Source organism: Plantactinospora sonchi, from assembly GCF_036422035.1.
GTDB classification, from domain to species: Bacteria; Actinomycetota; Actinomycetes; order Mycobacteriales; family Micromonosporaceae; genus Plantactinospora; species Plantactinospora sonchi.
The window spans coordinates 45660-63103 of record NZ_JAZGQK010000040.1 but is presented as its reverse complement, the minus strand read 5'-3'; the positions used below and the strand labels follow the sequence as shown (position 1 = coordinate 63103).

Genomic DNA, 17444 nt, shown 5'->3' with positions numbered 1-17444 from the left:
GACGGCGACGCCGCTCTCCGGCCGGGCGGCCGTCGCACCGGTGGCCGCCGGACCCGCGGGTCCGGCGGCCACCGTCGTACGCCAGCACGGCCGGCAGGCCCGCGTCGACCCGACGGTGACGCGGACCGGTCACCCGGGGAACGGCCGACCGGCTCAGTAGCGGGCGAAGGAGCGGATCGGCATCCGGGGGCCGAACCGGGGCGCGTGCAACCCGCCCGCCGTCAACAGCAGGCAGACCCGCCCCCGGTGACCCTGGTACGGCGCCAGCAGCGCCAGCATCCGGCTGTCGTCGCCGCGTGCCTCGCCGGCCAGCGCCCAGGCGACCATGTTCGGGATGTGGTAGTCGCCGACACTGACCGCGTCCGGGTCCCCGAAGACGGTCCGGACCACCTCGGCCGCCGTCCACGGCCCGATCCCGGTGATCGCGGTCAGCCGCCGGGTCGCCTCGACCGCGTCGACGCAGCGCTCCAGCCGGTCCGCCACGGCCGCCGCCCGGCGCAGCGTGTCGGCCCGCCGCTGCTCCACCCCGAACGGATGGAACACCCAGTACGGCGCGGCGGCGATCGCCTCCGGTTCGGGTGGGGTCCAGAGCCCGCGTACCGGGCCGGGAGCCGGTGCGCCGAAGTGCCGGACCGTCGCCGCGTACGCCCGGTACGCCTCCTGGCCGGTGACCTTCTGCTCCAGGATCGCCCGGAGCAGTCGTGGGAAGAGTCGGCCGGTCGCCGGCAGTCGGAGTCCACGGTGGGTCCGGGCCAACTGGTCCAGTACCGGGTGTCCGGCGACGAGTTCGGCGAAGCCGGTCAGGTCGTCGCGGAGCCCGGCGACGGCGTCGGCCCGCTCGACCACCCATTCCGCCCCGGGTCCGTACCCTTCGGCGACCAGTTCGGCACCGACCCGGCGCAGCCCGAGCGTGCCCGGCCCGGCCGGGGTACGGGTGGCCCACCAGAAGGTCCCGTCGACGAACCGGGCACACGGGTCGTGTACGCCCATCGCCAGGAGCCGCAGCGAGCCGGCGGCGTGGTAGCCGGCCGGTGGCTGCAGTACCCGACCCACCGTCGGCGCTGTCCCGGTCACCCGGACACTCTGCCACGCCGGGCTGCCCGGACGTGTCACGGCGCCGGGACGGTGACTCTCGGCGCCCCGGCCGAACCCGGGGCCGGGGCGCCGAGAGTTCCCGGACAGGTCAGGCGGCACAGACAGCACGGCACCGGAACGCCTGTCGCGTTCCGGTGCCGTCCGGCCTGGAATTGGTCAGGTGTCTCCGACCCGGTCCGTCGGTGCCGTCCTCCCCTCGGTGCGCTGTCGTCGGACTCACCTGGCGGCGGTGACGGTGGGGACCAGCAGACCGCCGGGATGGGGGTGCGGGATTCGCCGAAGCGTTTCGCCGCCCAGGCCGGGCCGGGCTCAGCCGGCGTGGGTCACCGGACGGTGACCCGGACCACGTCGAACGCCGGGACCTGGTTGGCGCGGGCCATCATCGGCACCCGGTGCGAGCCGTCACCGGCCCAGACCGCGCACTGCGCCACGCCACGCTCGGTCAGGCCCGGCACGGTCACCGTCACGGTGTCCGGCTCGGCGCCGCCCTGGCCGTCCTCGGTCGCCACGAAGAACGCCGGGACCGGCGCCGGGTCGGGCGCGTTCCGGTTGCTGGTCAGCATCCGGCAGGCCGAGTGGAAGTGCCCACGGACCAGGCCGTCCTCGGTCAGGAAGGAGCTCTCCAGGTAGTAGCCACCCCGCCCGGCCGGCAGGAACCGGTCACGGACCAGGTTGCGGGTGCTGACCTGGAGGGTGAAGGACTGGTTCCGGCGCACCGACTGCGGCGCGGAGGTGATCAGCAGCGACGGGTTCTTCTCCGGCGCGGCGACCTCACCGAACGCGGTGCCGACACAGCGGTCGCCGTTCTGGAAGCCGTCGTGCGCCTGCAGATCGCTGCCGGAGCAGTTGTTGCCCAGCGGCTCCAGCGGAGGAGCCGGGCTGGCCGGCGTGGTGCTGGTGGAGGACGTCCCGGGGCTGGGCGCGCAGTTCGCGCTGCCCGGGTTGCCGCCCCGGCCGCGCTGGCCCAGCGGGGCACCCCCCTGCTGCCCGTCACCAGGGTGCTGGATCGCGCCGTGGTCGTGGTACGACCCGGTGGCCGGGCTGGCGGCGGTGCCCGGGTTGCTGGCCGTGGTCGACGCCGAGGGGTCGACAGCGGGAGCGTTCGCGTCCGCCCCGGCCGCCGCGGACGGGGACGGCGCGGCGGTGGCCGGGTTGCTCGCGGTCGGGCACGGTTTGGCCTTGGGTGGGCGACCGAAGGTGCCCGCGTTGGAGACCTGGGTGACCGCGATGATGGCGCCGAACACGCCCAGCGTGGCCAGCACGGCGATCAGGCGCTTGTTACGGGGGGGACGGTTCGAGCGCCGCCGTGAGGAGCGGACGGGGGTGTTCTTCACGTGGTGCCACCTCTTTCTGCAGAGGGTTCGGTGAGCGCGGTCGGTTCAGCCGGACCTGGCGGGACGCCGACGGCCAGGGAAGCCGCCGGACTCGGAATGTGGAGCGTGGCGCCGGCCGGGAGGGCAGCGGGGATTTGTACGCCGACGGACGCGTCAGGGGGTGCGTCCGGGCCGGTGCCCCGGCGGCAGGCGAACCGGGCGACCGGTTGGCGGGGTCGTCGATGACGATCGTGGTCGCCGGGCGGCAACCCGTAAATCGTCACCATCTTCCTGCCTTCCGAAAATAATCGATCGGTAACGCTGCGAAAAACCTACGGAATACGTCGCCGGAGAGTCAAACCGAGGTGGCCCAGATAGGGATTATTTAGGGTCCACTTAAAAGGAATTTATGTTTTGGTCCGGCCGGGGTCGACGCGGCCGGTGGCGGGCCGCCCGGGGGTGGGGGGGGGGGGGCCCCCCCCCCCGGGGGGGGCCCCCCCCGCGCGGGGGGGGGGGGGCCCCGGGGGGGGGGGGGGGCCGCGGCCGGGGGGGGGGGGGGCCCCCCCGGCCGGGGGAGGCGGACGTTGCCGCGTGCCGCGCCCCGGATCGTGCCGGCGGCCGGCCGCGCCCACTGTGGCAACGACCGGCCGCCGGAGCTGGCGGACGGTGCCTGGTCATCCGGTGCCGGCGGTACGGCTCGTCCGTCGGCGTCGTGACCGGCGGTGACCCGTGTCGTACCGTCCGCTCTGGACCCCGAATCGCCCCGGCCGGCTGCGGCCCGATACGTCCGCTGGCGCCCTTGTTCCGGGCCGATTTGGTTATCCGGCCACCCGTGGGGCCGAGGCGGACACGATCCGTCCACAGCGGACGCGACGGCGGCCTCGACGGCCGTACGGTGACGTCCGGTGCGGCCGGCGGGGTGGTGATCGTGCCACCCGTACGACCGGGGCCGACCGCGACGCCGGCCGGCTCGGCGGCGGAGGATTCGCAGGTCGCGGACGTGACCGGTGCGCGGCCGGCCGGGACGGAGTCGTCGCGTCCCAGCGCTGCCACGTGGTCTCCTCCCGCTCACCCGGTCGTCGGCAGGTACGCGACGCGGCGGCCACCGGATCAAATGATTCACCGTGGACAATCTCACAGCGAATCGTTGAACCGGCTGGCCGGCGGATACGTGTCCATTAGGTGGCGTCGGGGTCGTCGCCGCATATTCTCATTGGTGCCGGTGGCGGGTTGTCCACCGATTTCACGGGCACAATTATCCGCCGGGTGTCCGCACTGACACGATCCGTGTCGCGGTGCGCCCGGCGCCCGGCGCCGAGCCGACGGACGGGTCGGGCCTGCGGGAGCCCGGGGCGGGCGGCGCGGCCCGGGGCCGATCAGAGCGACAGCGTCACCAGTGGTGTGGCCTCACCCCGGTCGTTGACCTCCTCCACCCGGATCCCCTCGATCCTGGTCCGCTCGGTGGCGCTGGAGGCCTGGAGCATCAGTGGTTGCTTCTGCGCCGCGGTGCCGTACCCGGCGGGCGGCACCGACCAGCTGGAGATGACCTCGGCCGGTCCGGACTCGGGAAGCAGCACCAGCCGGCAGACCCGCGGCCCGGAGAGGCCGCTGAGCGCGAAGAAGACCCGGGTGCCGAAGGGCCGCGACTCCACGACGAAGTCGGCGTGCACCCCGGAGGTCCGGTCGGTGGTGTCGAACCGCTCACCGTCCGGCGAGCCGGGACGACCACTCGGCCACGGATCACCCGGAGTGCCGGGCGGCTGGGCGGTCACGTCCGGGCCGACGGACCGGGCGCCGGCGAAGAACCCCAGCCCGGTCAGCATCGCCAACAGCACGATTCCGGCCGCGAGGGTGTAGAGCCGTCGGCTGCGGGCCCGCCGCCGGTCCTCGCCGACCGCTGCCAGCACCCGCTCGAAGTGCGGGCTGTCCGTGTCGTACTCCTCGACTGCCACGAGGTCCCGGCCGTCCACCTCGCCGAGCAGGTCGACCACCGGCAGCAGCGACTCCAGCTCCACGGCGCAGGTGTCGCACCCGGCCAGGTGCTCTTCGAACCGGCTGCTGTCCCGCTCGTCCAGCACGCCGAGCGCGTACGACGCGACGTCCCGGTGCGCCTCCCCGGTCACCCTGTCACCCCCCGCTCCTGCAGGGCGGAACGCAGCGCGCGCAGCGCGTAGTAGACCCGGGACTTGGCGGTCCCGAGTGGCAGTCCCAGCTCGGCGGCCGCCTCCGGCACCGTACGTCCCTGGAAGTACGTCGCCACCAGCACCTCCCGGTGCGGCTGGCTCAGCGTACGCAGGGCGTCCGTGACCGTCATCGTCCGAAGTACCCGGTCGGTGGCGTCCGATTCGGAGAACCCGTCCAGGTCGCGGTCGTACGTCTCGGCCGGACGGGCCTGCTCGCTGCGGTGGTCGTCGATGACGATCCGCCGTGCGACGGTGACCAGCCAGGGGCGCAGGGACTGACCGTTCGCGCCGAGCCGGTCCGCGTTGCGCCAGGCCCGGAGCAGGGTCTCCTGCACCACGTCCTCGGCCCGTTGCCGGTCACCGCCGGTCAACCGCAGCACGAACATCAGCAGGGGCTTGGCGTGTTCCTCGTACAGCAACCGGACAAGCTCGTCGGAATGCTGGGTCTTGGCCGGTTCTGCGTGGTGGCGGCCGGCAGCCGGTCGCGACGTCACCGGCTCATCATTCCGGTCCACGGGCCGCGCGTCGAGACCTTTGCGGTACCGAATTGACCGGCGATGCGCCGTCGAGCACATTCGCCCCGGCATGACCCGGTCGCCGCGCCAACCGTCGGCTACCGCCTGCATCACAGCCATACCTCCGCGTCGAACATGTCGTACGCCACCGGTCCGGGCCCACGGTGGGGCCGTCCCTGCATACGGATTTCGGGCCGGCTCGGATCAACGGCCGCGCCGGGAACTTCACCGGGGCTCCGGTGGCGAGGCGTCGGCGGTCCGGAGCCCGGCCGGCGGCGCCGGGGCAACTCCGGGCCCGGGGGCCGGGGGCCGGACCAACGGTCGACGTGGCGGGTGTCCCGTGGGGTCAGCGGGCGACGTGAAGGGTGTCCGGCGGGGTCAGCGGGCGACGTGGAAGGTGCCGGGCGGCGGCGGCATCGACGGCTGCGCGGCGCTGTCGGGGACCACCCGGGCCTCGGCCGCGAAACGCTCCAGCTCGCCGCCGTGCAGCACCCGGCCGGGAAACCAGTCCCCGGCGGCGCGCCGGGTCAGGTCGGCCACCGGCAGTCCGGTCCGGGCGGCGACGAGGACCAGGTTGCCGTACCGCCGGCCGCGCAGCACCGCCGAGTCGGCGACCACGCAGATCTCCGGCAGCACCGTCCGCACCGTGGCGACCTGGGCCCGGACGTGTCGCAGCGGCGGCCCGTCCGCGATGTTCACCAGGTAGGTGCCGTCCGGCCGGAGCACCCGGGCCGCCTCGGCGGCGAACTCGACCGACGTCAGGTGTGCCGGCGTCCGCGCACCGGCGAAGACGTCCGCCACGACCAGGTCGTACGCCGCGTCCGGTGCCGAGGCGAGCACCGCGCGGGCGTCACCCACCCGGACCCGCAGCCGGGGGTCGGCCGGCCAGGGCAGCTCCCGCCGGACCAGTTCCACCAGCGCGGCGTCGACCTCCACCACCCGCTGGGTGGAGCCCGGTCGGGTGGCCGTGACGTACCGGGGCAGGGTCAACGCGCCACCGCCGAGGTGCAGCACCCGCAGCGGCTCCCCGGGCGGGGCGGCGAGGTCGATGACGATCGCCATCCGGCGGACGTACTCGAACTCCAGATGGGTCGGGTCGGTCAGGTCGACGTGCGACTGCGGCGCCCCGTCCACCAGCAGGGTGTACGCGTGCGGCCGGTCCGGGTCGGGGGAGACCTCCGCCAACCCGCCGTCGACCCGTGCCGCGATCAGATCGGTCCGCCTCTTCCGCCCCACTGATCAAGTGTACGGAGGAAAGCGCCTGGTCAACCGAGCAGGACCGGAAGTGGCCCTTGCCCGGTCAGCGGATGGGGGCGGCCCGGCCGGGCGGACCGGCGGTGGCGAAGGTCAGCGCCCGGTGCAGCAGTCGGCCGTCGCCGAGCCGGGCGCGCAGCCGGCGCTCCAGCCCGGCGATCGGGATCAGGTTCTGCGGGGCCCGGGGGTCCTTGTAGGCGGTGGAGGCGAACCGGGGGAGCGTGACCAGGGACAGGTCGGCGAGTTCGATCGCCTCCCGCTCGTCGAGGTCGGCCGAGCACTCCACCCGGACGATCCCGGCCCACGGACCCCGGGCCGCTCCGGGCAGCCGCAGGTACCACGAGTAGCCGCCCCACGCCGTGCCGAGCCGGAAGACCGGGGACCGTTCCCGGGCCCGCAACCCGGTCACCACCGCGCTCAGCCGGGCGTCCAGGTACTGGCTGTGCTGCGTCTTGATGTAGCCGATGGTGCGGGGCAGCTGCCGCCGGTTGCGCAGCGGCCCGTCGACGACCAGCAGGTCGCCGTCGTCGCGTACCGCGCCGGACACCTTGACCTCCAGCGCGGTCAACGGACCCTGGACCGCCGCCGGCAGCTTGCTCAACTCGCCGCTGCCGCCGAGCCGGTGCACGGCGTACCGGATCTGCCCGGCGAGCACGTCCCCGGCCGACGGGCTGGCGGTGAACAGACCCCGCTCGACCTGTGCGCCGGCCAGCTCCGCCGCGCCCCGGCGCAGGTCGCACCGGACCACTCCGGCCGCGTACGAGGCGGCGATCCCCGGGTACGCCCCGCCGTCCGGTTCCTCGATCCACAGGCTGGCGTCGATCCGGCGTACCCCGTCCACCAGCAGGACGACGTCCGGCGCCTCGACCCCGTCCGGTGCGGGTACCGGCCGCCACTCGTCCGGTGGCAGTTCCACCCCGGCGTCGACCTGGGCACTGCTCGGCGCCGCCGGACCGCCCGCCGCCTCGAACGACGCGCCGTACGCCGGGTCCCAGGCATCGACGTAGAGCCGGGGCCGGTCGGTCCGGAAGCCCGGCTCCGCGCCGCCCGGGTTCACCGGCCGACCCGTTCCACGTGGGCGCCCCGGGCGTCCTTGCGGACCTCGAAGCGCACCGGGATCCGTTCGGCCAGTGCCGGTACGTGGGTGACCACCCCGACCATCCGGTCGCCCCGGGCGGCCAGGTTCTCCAGGGTGGCGGCGACGGTGTCCAGGGTCGCCGCGTCGAGGGTGCCGAAGCCCTCGTCGAGCACGATCGACTCCAGGCTGGCGGTGGTGGTCGACATCCCGGCGAGCTGCTCGGAGAGGGCCAGCGCCAGCGCCAGCGATGCCTGGAAGGTCTCCCCGCCGCTCAGCGTCCGCACGTTGCGGCGCAGCCCGGCGTCGTGGTGGTCGACCACGAAGAACTCGCCCTTGTCGTGACCGAGGTCGTACTGCCCGCCGGTGAGTTCCCGAAGGATCCGGGAGGCGCCGTCGACCAGCAGGTCGAGCGCCTCGGCGAGCAGCCAGCGTTCGAAGTTGTTCGCCCGCAGGTGTCCGGCGAGGGTCCGGGCGACCTGACTCTCCCGTTCGTGACCCGCGCGCTGCTCGGTCAGCTCCCGGGCCTGCTCGCGGCGCTCCTCCAGGCGGCGGTGTTCCGCCTCGGCCCGTTCCACCGCGACCGCCGCCAGCCGGACCGGGTCGTGGTCGGTGGCCGGCGCGTCCAGCCCGGCGGCGGTGAACAGCGCGCCGATCCGGGCCAGCACGGCGTCGGCCTCGGCGTGCGCCGCGTCGACCGCCTCGACCGCGGTGGCCCGGCCGGCCCGGCGCTCGTCGGCGGCCCGGGCCGCCCAGTCGCAGAGCCCGGTCCAGGCGGCGGCCACGTCGTCCCGCTCGGCGGCCGGCGGGCCGAACCGGGCGACCGTGTCCCGGACCGTGTCGAAGGTCCGCCAGACGCCGCGCAGCCGTTCCTCGGCGGCGTCGACGCCGGTCCGCGCCCGCCGGGCGGCGTCCCGGGCGGCCCGGACGGCGCCCCCGGCGGCCTCCAGGTCCCGACGCAGCCGGTTGATGCCGTCGAGTTCCCGGCGCAGCGCGGCCGGGCCGGGGGAGCCGGCCAACCGGTCGTCCAGTTCGGCGAGCCGGGCGGTGAGCTGCTCGTGTCGGGCCCGGGCCGCGTCCAGGGTGCGTTCCAGGTCGCGGGCGGCCCGCTCCCGTTCGGCGACCAGCCGGTCCGCCGCGTCGGCGGCGGCCCGGGCGGCCTTGCCGGCCGCCTCGGCGGCCGGCACCGCCGAGCCCGCCGGCAGCGCCGGCACCTCGGTCACCGGCTGGGCACAGACCGGGCATGCCACGCCGGCGTGCAGGTGCGCCCGGAGCGCGGCGGCCCGGTCGGCGGTCTGCGCCTCCTGGTACGCGGCCCGGGCCTCCTCCAACTCTTGGGCGGCCCGCCCGGCGGCGGACCGGGCCTTCTCGAGCGCGGCCGCCGCGGCCCGGTGGTCGGCCTCGGCGGCCGCCGACGCCTCGGCCAGCGCGGTCGCCTCGGCGGCGGTCCGGTCCCGGTCCGCGTGCTCCTGCTGGCGCAGCCGCAGCGCGGCCGGGTCGCCGGCGGCAGTGAGTTCGCCGCGAAGTTTCTCCTCGCGTTCCTCGGCGACCGCCACCGCGGCGGTCGCCTCGGCTGCCTCGGCCCGCGCCGACGCGACCGCCTCGGCGACCGTGGCCAGGTCGGCCGGGGGCCGGACCCGGGCGAGTTCCGCGAGTTCGGCGTCGAGCGCGGCGAGTGCCTGCTCGGCGGCGCCGGCCGCCGTCCGGGCCCGCCGCAGTTCGGGTACGGCCGCGTCGACCTCGGCGGCGAGGCCGCGTACCTCCTCGACCCGGGTCGACGCGGCGGCCAACGCCTCGTCGTCGGCCCCGGTGAGTCCGGCGAGGACCCGGTCGACGGCGGTGAGTGCCGCCTCGGCCTTTCCGGCCCGGGTGGTGGCGAGCTTCTGAATGTCCTCGTAGACGCCGAGGCCGAGCAGGTTGACCAGGATCTGCTGCCGGGTGGCCGGCTTGGCGTGCAGGAAGTCGGCGAACTGGCCCTGCGGCAGCAGGACGCAGCTGGTGAACTGCTCGTACGGCAGCCCGACGGCGTCCAGCACCGCCTCGTCCATCTCGGCCGGGGTGCCGGCGATCACCTCGCCGAGGTCGTCCGGGCTGAGCCCGGTGTCGAGCTTGGTCACGTCGAAACCGGGCGGCATCAGCTGCAGCCCGGCGTTGCCGGTCTTCACCGTGCCCCGGCTGTCCCGCCGGACCACCCGGGTCGCCACGTACCGGGCGCCGGCCGACTCGAAGACCAGCCGGACCCGGGCCTCGCTGGCGGACGGGGCGAGCGCGTTCGCCAGCCCCCGGGCACCGCCCCAGCGTGGCACCGTCCCGTAGAGCGCGAAGCAGATCGCGTCGAGCACGCTGGACTTGCCGGCCCCGGTCGGGCCGACCAGGGCGAAGAAGTCCGCGTCGGTGAAGTCGACGGTGGTGGCGTCCCGGAAGGCGGTGAAGCCGGCCAGGTCGAGCCGGAGCGGACGCACTATTTGGTCGCCTCCTCGTAGAGCTCGTCGAACAGTTCGCGGACTCCGTCGTCGGCGTGCCCCCGGCTGTCCAGGTAGTCGCCGAAGAGTTCCCGGGGCGAGCGGCCGGCACGCTGGGCCGCCCGGCCGGCACCCGGCGCGGGCAGCAGGTCGGGGTCGATCCGTACCTCCAGTGCCCGGGGGAGCAGTTCCTGCACCTCCTCGCGCAGCCCGGCCCGGGGGGCCTCCCGGACGTACACCCGCAGCCAGGCTGTGGGGTCGGCGAACCGCGCCAACTCCGCCAGCGTGCCGCGTACGGTGCGCAGCGGCGCGGCGCCGGTGATCGGCACCTCCCGCACCTTGGCCGAGGTGGCGGTGCTCACCTCGACGATCGTCACCGACGGGATGTTCTCCTCCTCGCCGAAGTCGACGGCGAGCGGGCTGCCGCTGTACCGGATCGGGCAGGGGCCGAGCACCGGCTGGGCCCGGTGCAGGTGGCCGAGTGCCACGTAGTGCGCGCTGCCGGGGAAGACGGTGGACGGCACCGCGTAGTTGAGTACGGTGTGCGCCTCCCGCTCACCGCCGCCGGTACGGGCCCCGGCCACGGTCAGGTGCGCGGTGACCAGGTGCACCCGGTCGGCCGAGTCGAAGCCCTCGGTGAGCCGGCCGAGCAGCCGCCCCACGTGGTCGGCGTACGTCTGCACCGCCTCGGCGGCGGTCAGCTCGTACATCTCGACGGCGCGGACCGCGTACCGCTGGGACAGGAACGGCAGGGCGACCAGCCGCCACGGCTCCCCGTCGGCGGTGCTGCCGTCGATGACGTGCTCGGCCGGGGTGTCCCGGACCCCGCCGCGCAGCGCGATCCCGGCGGCCTCGGCCCACGGCCGCAGTGCGTCCAGCGCCGGACCGTTGTCGTGGTTGCCGCCGATCGCCACTACCTGGGCGCCGGTCCGGCGCAGCGCGGACAGCGCCCGGGTGACCAGCCGGGTCGCCTCCGGGGTCGGCGCGGCGGTGTCGTAGAGGTCACCGGCGACGATCACCAGGTCGGGTGACTCGGCCTGGGCGACCTCGACCAGTTGGGCCAGCGCGTCCTTCTGCTCGCCGAGCCGGGACTGTCCCTTGAGGACCTTCCCGACGTGCCAGTCGGAGGTGTGCAGGATCTTCACACGCGTCCCTAGGGGGCTAGAAGGGGATGTCGTCGTCGGAGAGCGCCCCGGCGCCGGAGCCGACCACGACGAACGGGTCGGCGGCCTGGGTGATCGAGCGCAGCGTCCCGGACGGGGTCGGCCCGGCCTCGGAGACCCGGGTCGCCCAGGCCGGGAAGGGGAAGTCCAGGCAGAGCGGCACCGGGATGTCCGGCTGGTTGACGAACATGGTGCCGGGGCGGGCCAGCAGCGCCCGCTGCCGCTGGGCGGTGGGGAGGAAGCCGTACTCCGGGCGGGACGCCTCGGCCGGGTCGAGCCGGCCGACCACCCGGATCGCCGAGTTGGTGACGATCCGCCGCTCCACCTCGCTCGCGGTCTGCTGCGCCCCGATCAGGATCACGCCGAGTGAGCGGCCCCGCTCGGCGATGTCGAGCAGCACCTCCTTGATCGGTGACGAGCCCTCCCGGGGGGCGTACTTGTTGAGCTCGTCGAGCACGACGAAGAGCAGCGGCTTGGCGGTGCCGGCCTTCTCCTTGCGCTCGAACTCGCTCTTCAGCGTCACGCCGACGACAAAACGCTGTGCCCGGTCCGGCAGGTTGTGCAGGTCGACCACGGTTACCTGGGCGGATTCGGAGGTGTTGATGCTGTGCGGCCGGCGGGTGGCCAGGTCACCCCGGATCAGCCGGGCGAGGTCCTTCTTGCTGCCGATCAGCCGCCGGGCGAAGGCGTTGACCGTGCCGGTGTTGATCGCACTGCCGGCCCAATCGGAGCGGGTCTCCTCGTCGGTGAGCCGCTCGACGACGAAGTCCACCAGATCGGGGTACGAGTTGATCCTGGTCCCGTCGATGCTCACCCCGCCGTCCGCCGGTTGGGCGTACCGGGCCAGGTGGGCGGCGACCGAGTGCACCACCATCGTGTACTGCTGGCGTTCGTCGTCGGCGTCGGCGAAGACGTACGGCAGCAGCCGGTCGGCGCAGAATTCGGTCAGCGTCCAGTAGAAGCTGTCGACCCCGGTCAGGCGGCTGCTCACGTCCGGGGTGCCGGAGGAGTCCCCGGCCCGGGGCGGCGCGTAGACCCGGACGTCCGGGAACGCCCCGGCGCTCAACCCGAGCTTGGCGTACGTCGCGGTGGTCGCCTCGTCCAGCCGGCTGTTCGGGTGGTCGAGGAAGAGCAGGTCCTCACCCTTGACGTTGAAGATCAGTGCCTTGGCGTTGACCGCGTCGCCGCCGAGCACCCCGGAGCGGAAGACCGAGTAGAGCAGGAAGGTGGCGAAGCTGGTCTTGGTCGCCACACCGGAGATGCCGGAGATCGAGACGTGTGCGCCCCGGGTGCCGTCCAGGAAGTCCGCGTTGAGGAAGACCGGTACGCCGTCCCGGCCGATCCCCATCGGCACCCGGCGTTCCATCCGGTCGAAGTGCAGTGCCGCCGACCGGGCGTCGCCCTCGGCCCGGAACACCGGGGCGCCGGGGGAGGGCGGGACGTAGAGTTCCGGGTCCACCCGGGTGGTGGTGATCTCGGCGGCCTCCTGGACCAGGGCGGGCAGCGTGCCGTCGGCGATGGCGAAGACGTCGGAGTCGAACTGGGCGCCCTCGTGCCGGGCCCGAACCTGGGTGACCACTCCCGCGATGGTGACCGGCTCACGGTCCGGCAGTTCCCGCCGGGTCACCACCACGTCGTCGAGCTGCAGGTAGCTGCCGGGGGTGACCGCGGTCCAGAACTGCAGCGGGGTGGCGTCGGCGGTGCCGAGCACCCGACCGACCGCCGTCTCGGGCGCCGCCGGCGGGGTGTCGGTCACCGCAGCGACCCGGTCAGGGTAGGAATCTGGTCAAGACACACGAGTCGCATCCTGCCTCACCGGTACGACAGCGCGCCACGCGACGCGGCGTCCGGGGTGTGCCGGTCACACTCCCACCCGGCCGCCGGGTGGCCGCGATCAGTCGTCGGCCCGGGTGTACCGGAGCAGCAGCGAGTCGTCCCCACCGGCGAGGACGTGGCGCAGCGCCATACCGCGGGGTGGGGTGGTCGGTCCGGCGGTGATCCGGGCGGCACCTGGTCCGGTCAGCAGCGGTGCCACCGTCAGGCAGATCTCGTCCACCAGGTCGTCGGCGGTGAGTGAACCGAACAGGTGCGGGCCGCCCTCGCAGAGCAGTTGGCCGTGGCCCCGGCGTCGCAGTTCGGCCAGCCCGGCGGCCAGGTCGACCCGCTCGTCGCCACGACGTACCAGGTCGGCGACGGCGTCGAGACCGCTCGGCGCGGTGGCCCGGGCGTGGGTCAGCACCACCGGCCGGACCGGCGCGTCGGCGAACGCCGCGGATTCCGGGTCGAGGTTCAGCGTCCGGGAGACCACGACCAGGGTGGGGTACTCCGACAGCCCCTGTTCCCGGCGCCAGGACCGGCGGCGCTCGTCGAGCCGGAGCGCCCGGTACGCCTCGTGCCGTAGCGTGCCGGCGCCGACCACCAGTGCGTCGCAGAGCATCCGCAGCAGACCGAACACCCGCTTGTCCGGGCCGTTCGGGGGACCGGAGAGTCCGGCCGAGTGTCCTTCCAGTTCCACCGCGCCGTCGATGCTGGCGACGAAGTTCACCCGCAGGTGCGGCATGGCGAGGCGGGGATAGAGCCCGGCCAGCGTCGGGTCGTCCAGCGGACCCGCGTCCGGAAGGGGCCAGAGCCGGGTGATCGCGACATTCTCCGTCATTCGCTGGCCGGACCAGTGACCGGAGGCGTCGGTACGGGGGTACGGTGCTGGCAGTCGCACCAGTTGCGGCCCCGGCAGTTGTCGTGCCGTGCCTCCCGGCACGCTCGGCAGATCATGCCGGTAAGCCTATGCCGGGAGGGTCGGAGACCGTGTCGCGACAGATCTTCCAGCTCAGGGTGGCCCTGGCCGACGTCACGCCGGAGGTGTGGCGGCGGGTGCTGGTGCCGGGCGGCTACACGCTGGACCGGGTGCACAGGGTGTTCCAGTGCGCGATGGGCTGGCAGGACTGTCACCTGCACTCGTTCGACATCAACGGGACGCAGTACGGCGAGCCGGATCCGGACGGTGAGCTGACCTTCCGTGACGAGCTGGAGACCCGGCTCGACGCGGTGGCGACCAAGGGGGCCCGTTTCCTCTACACCTACGACTTCGGCGACTGGTGGGAGCACGAGGTGGCCGTCGAGGACGTCTTCGGCGCCGATCCCGAGGAGCGGTACCCGCTCTGTGCCGGCGGGGCGGGGGCGTGTCCGCCCGAGGACGTCGGCGGGCCGTTCGGCTACCGGCAGTTCCTGGCCGCGTGGGTCGACCCGGGTCATCCGGAGCACGAGTCGATGCGGAGTTGGCTCGGTCGGGCGTTCGAACCGACGGATTTTGACGTCGACCGGGCGAGCACCCTGGTCCGCCGGCTGAGCTGACCCGGTCGCCCGGTAGCTGGTGCACCGCCGGCCGAGTTGACCCGGTCGCCCGGGGCCCTGACTGACCGCCGGGCACCGGGCAGGTCGGTCCGGCCGGTCTGGAGACCCCGTCGACCGGCGAATCCGGCCCGGCCCGTCGGCCTTCCGGCGGAACCTCGTCGGCCGGGTTGGATCGTGGACGGGACCGTGCGGTCCCGTCGATGGCCCGGTACGGGTCGTGGTGGCCGTTACCTCGGGGATAACGCCCGCTTTGCGGGTGAGTGACCGGGCGCCGTCGGTAACGAAATGGGAACGCTCCCACTGGCCCATTGACACTCCGGTAACCCGCCGGCAATCTCATGGGAGCGCTCCCGGCGGTTTGTGGTACAGGCCACACAGCACGTCGCGGCAGCGTCCCAAACCGAGATCCCACCGCACGGCTCCGGGGCGACAGCCCCGGAGCCGTCGGCGGGCGGAGACACCGAAACGATCCGCGACACCCGAAAGATCCGGAACACCCCCGGTGCCACCGGGCACGGTCACACGTACGGCACCACCACCACACCACGAGTTACCCACCTGAGAGGGGTCAGGGATGAGCGTCATCAGGCGCCGACTCCGCACCGCCGCGGTCGCCGCGGTCGCCGTGAGCATGGCTCTCGGCAGCGCGGCGTGTAGCAAGAGCAACGACGGCGAGGGCTCGACCGGCGAGGGCGGCCAGGTCAAGCTGGTCCTGCAGACCTTCAGCAACTTCGGCTACGACCAGGCCATCAAGGACTTCGAGGCGGCCAACCCGAACATCAAGGTCGAGCACCAGCGGATGGGCGAGCTGCGCGACTTCCAGCCCAAGCTGGTGCAGTGGCTGGCCGCGGGCAGCGGTGCTGGTGACGTGGTCGGCCTCGAAGAGGGTGTGCTGCTGCAGTACGTGCAGAACCACGACAAGTTCGCCAACCTGCTCGACCTGGGCGCCGCGGACATCAAGGCCAACTGGCCGGAGTGGAAGTGGAACAACGCTCTGACGCCGGACGGCAAGAAGCTGATCGGTCTCGGCACCGACGTCGGCGGCCTGGCGATGTGCTACCGCAAGGACCTGTTCGAGCAGGCCGGTCTGCCGACCGAGCGGCAGCAGGTCTCCCAGCGGATGTCCACCTGGCAGGACTACGTCGCGCTGGGTCGGGAGTACAAGGCCAGCGGCAAGGCCAAGGCGGCCTGGCTGGACAGCGCCACCAGCCTGATGCAGCCGTACATCATGCAGAACTCGGAGACCTTCTTCTTCGACAAGGACAACAAGTTCATCGGTGACACCAACCCGGTGGTCAAGCAGGCCTGGGACCTTGGTCTGCAGATGGCCGCCGACGGGCTGACCGCCAAGGCGCAGCGCTGGAGCGCCGACTGGGACGCCGCGTTCAAGAACTCCGCGTTCGCCACCATCCCGTGCCCGGCGTGGATGACCGAGGGCATCATCGCGCAGAAGTCCGGCCCGTCGAACGCCGGCAAGTGGGACATCGCGACCATCCCGGGTGGCGGCGGCAACTGGGGCGGCTCGTACCTCGCCGTTCCGGAGCAGGGCAAGCACAAGAAGGAGGCCTTCGAGCTGGCCAAGTACCTGACCAGCAAGGCCGGCCACCTGGCCGCGTTCACCGAGGCCGGGGCCATGCCGTCCAGCATCCCGGCGCTGGAGGACCCGGCGTTCAAGGACAAGAAGAGCGAGTACTTCAGCGACGCTCCGATCGGCCAGATCTTCAGCGACAGCGTGAAGAACATGAAGCCGGTCTTCCTCGGTGCCAAGCACCAGCAGGTCTGGGAGACCATCGTGGAGCCGCAGATGCAGGCGGCCGAGCGTGGCCAGATCGCCGCGGACGCCGCCTGGGCCAAGGCCATCGAAGAGGCGAAGAAGGCGACGAGCTGAGTCGCCGGTGACCTGCCGAGTCCGCGGGCGTACGCCGCCCGCGGACCGGCGGGGGGGGGGGGGGCCGCCCCCCCCCCCGCGGGGGGGGCCCCCCCCCCCGGGGGGGGGGGGGCCCCCCCCCGCCGCTAGGTCACCGCCGCCTACCTCCCCGGAAGGACCTGCCATGAGTTCTGCTGTCGGCACCCGCCCGCGGCACGCCGCCCCCTCCCCGAGCCGCCCCGAGCGCCCCCAGCGGTCGTTCCGCCTCGGCCGGTGGGACATCAAGTACTCGCCCTACCTCTACATCGCGCCGTTCTTCGTGCTCTTCGGGGTCTTCGGGCTGTTCCCGGTCCTCTACACGGTCTACGTCTCGCTCTTCGACTACGACCTGCTGAGCGGGACCAAGGAGTACTCGGGCCTGGAGAACTACCGCTTCGTGCTGGCCGACGCCCAGTTCTGGAACGCGGTGTACAACACCGTCGGCATGTTCGTGGTCAGCACGGTGCCGCAGCTGATCCTGGCGCTGATGATCGCCAACCTGTTGAACCGGCAGATGCGGGCCCGCACCCTGCTGCGGATGGGCATCGTCATCCCGAACATCACCTCGGTCGCCGCCGTCGGCATCATCTTCGGGATGATCTTCGCCGACCGGTACGGACTGGTGAACTGGCTGCTCGGCGGCATCGGCTTCGACCCCATCGCCTGGCGGGACAACCGCTTCGCCTCGTGGATCGCGGTGGCGTTCATGGTCGACTGGCGGTGGACCGGCTACAACGCGCTGATCTATCTCGGCGCCATGCAGGCGATTCCGAAGGACCTCTACGAGTCGGCCTCACTCGACGGTGCCTCGGCCTGGGGACAGTTCTGGCGGATCACCGTACCGCTGATCCGGCCGACCATCCTCTTCACGATCATCATCTCGACCATCGGCGGTCTGCAGCTCTTCACCGAGCCCCTGATGTACGGCTACGGCATGGTGCGCGGCGGCTCCGACCACCAGTTTCAGACCCTGGCGATGTACATCTACGAGCGGACGTTCACCGGCAACTTCGAGTACGGCGTCGGCGCCGCCATGTCCTGGCTGATGTTCCTCATGATCATCATCTTCGCGGTGGTCAACTTCGCGCTGGTTCGACGCTCGGTCAAGGGGGACATGAAGTGAGCAC

13 protein-coding genes are annotated in these 17444 nt (G+C 73.1%); 3 read left to right on the top strand and 10 right to left on the bottom strand.

Translation table 11 applies throughout. The features are described 5' to 3' along the window. Window positions 1–153: 153 nt before the first annotated feature. The 10 genes from V1633_RS34650 to V1633_RS34605 form a co-directional block, all read right to left on the bottom strand. Window positions 154–1074: a DNA-3-methyladenine glycosylase family protein gene (locus V1633_RS34650; RefSeq protein WP_331217855.1), complete on the bottom strand. Its 921-nt coding sequence runs from the start codon at window positions 1072–1074 to the stop codon at window positions 154–156. A gap of 344 nt (window positions 1075–1418) precedes the next feature. Beyond that, complete coding sequence (locus tag V1633_RS34645; RefSeq protein WP_331217854.1) at window positions 1419–2429, bottom strand: Pecanex-like protein 1; 1011 nt, start codon at window positions 2427–2429, stop codon at window positions 1419–1421. A 1355-nt stretch (window positions 2430–3784) separates the two neighbouring features. Continuing rightward, window positions 3785–4531, bottom strand: a complete 747-nt coding sequence (locus V1633_RS34640) for a zf-HC2 domain-containing protein (RefSeq protein ID WP_331217853.1) — start codon at window positions 4529–4531, stop codon at window positions 3785–3787. Beyond that, window positions 4528–5217 carry a sigma-70 family RNA polymerase sigma factor gene (locus tag V1633_RS34635; RefSeq protein ID WP_331217964.1) on the bottom strand — a complete coding sequence of 230 codons (690 nt, stop codon included), beginning with the start codon at window positions 5215–5217 and terminating at the stop codon, window positions 4528–4530. The genes V1633_RS34640 and V1633_RS34635 overlap by 4 nt, the downstream gene beginning before the upstream one ends. A gap of 267 nt (window positions 5218–5484) precedes the next feature. Next, window positions 5485–6342, bottom strand: coding sequence for a spermidine synthase (locus V1633_RS34630; protein ID WP_331217852.1), 858 nt, complete (start codon window positions 6340–6342; stop codon window positions 5485–5487). 64 nt (window positions 6343–6406) lie between these two features. Continuing rightward, window positions 6407–7417, bottom strand: coding sequence for a hypothetical protein (locus V1633_RS34625; RefSeq protein WP_331217851.1), 1011 nt, complete (start codon window positions 7415–7417; stop codon window positions 6407–6409). Beyond that, window positions 7414–9897, bottom strand: a complete 2484-nt coding sequence (locus V1633_RS34620) for an SMC family ATPase (protein ID WP_331217850.1) — start codon at window positions 9895–9897, stop codon at window positions 7414–7416. The genes V1633_RS34625 and V1633_RS34620 overlap by 4 nt, the downstream gene beginning before the upstream one ends. Further along, window positions 9897–11042 (bottom strand): exonuclease SbcCD subunit D, encoded by a 1146-nt coding sequence (locus V1633_RS34615; protein ID WP_331217849.1) that lies wholly within the window; start codon window positions 11040–11042, stop codon window positions 9897–9899. Before V1633_RS34615 ends, V1633_RS34620 begins: the two co-directional genes overlap by 1 nt. Before the next feature lie 16 nt (window positions 11043–11058). Continuing rightward, window positions 11059–12816, bottom strand: coding sequence for an ATP-binding protein (locus V1633_RS34610; protein ID WP_331217848.1), 1758 nt, complete (start codon window positions 12814–12816; stop codon window positions 11059–11061). 138 nt (window positions 12817–12954) lie between these two features. Continuing rightward, complete coding sequence (locus V1633_RS34605; protein ID WP_331217847.1) at window positions 12955–13716, bottom strand: pyrimidine reductase family protein; 762 nt, start codon at window positions 13714–13716, stop codon at window positions 12955–12957. A 149-nt stretch (window positions 13717–13865) separates the two neighbouring features. Here V1633_RS34605 and V1633_RS34600 point away from each other — a divergent pair, with 149 nt between their 5' ends. The 3 genes from V1633_RS34600 (at window position 13866) to V1633_RS34590 (ending at window position 17440) form a co-directional block, all read left to right on the top strand. Beyond that, a complete protein-coding gene (locus V1633_RS34600) occupies window positions 13866–14411 on the top strand; it encodes a plasmid pRiA4b ORF-3 family protein (protein WP_331217846.1) in 546 nt (181 codons plus the stop codon). Window positions 14412–14985: 574 nt separating this feature from the next. Further along, a complete protein-coding gene (locus V1633_RS34595) occupies window positions 14986–16299 on the top strand; it encodes an extracellular solute-binding protein (protein WP_331217845.1) in 1314 nt (437 codons plus the stop codon). Window positions 16300–16462: 163 nt separating this feature from the next. Beyond that, window positions 16463–17440: a carbohydrate ABC transporter permease gene (locus V1633_RS34590; protein ID WP_331218510.1), complete on the top strand. Its 978-nt coding sequence runs from the start codon at window positions 16463–16465 to the stop codon at window positions 17438–17440. Window positions 17441–17444: the final 4 nt, after the last annotated feature.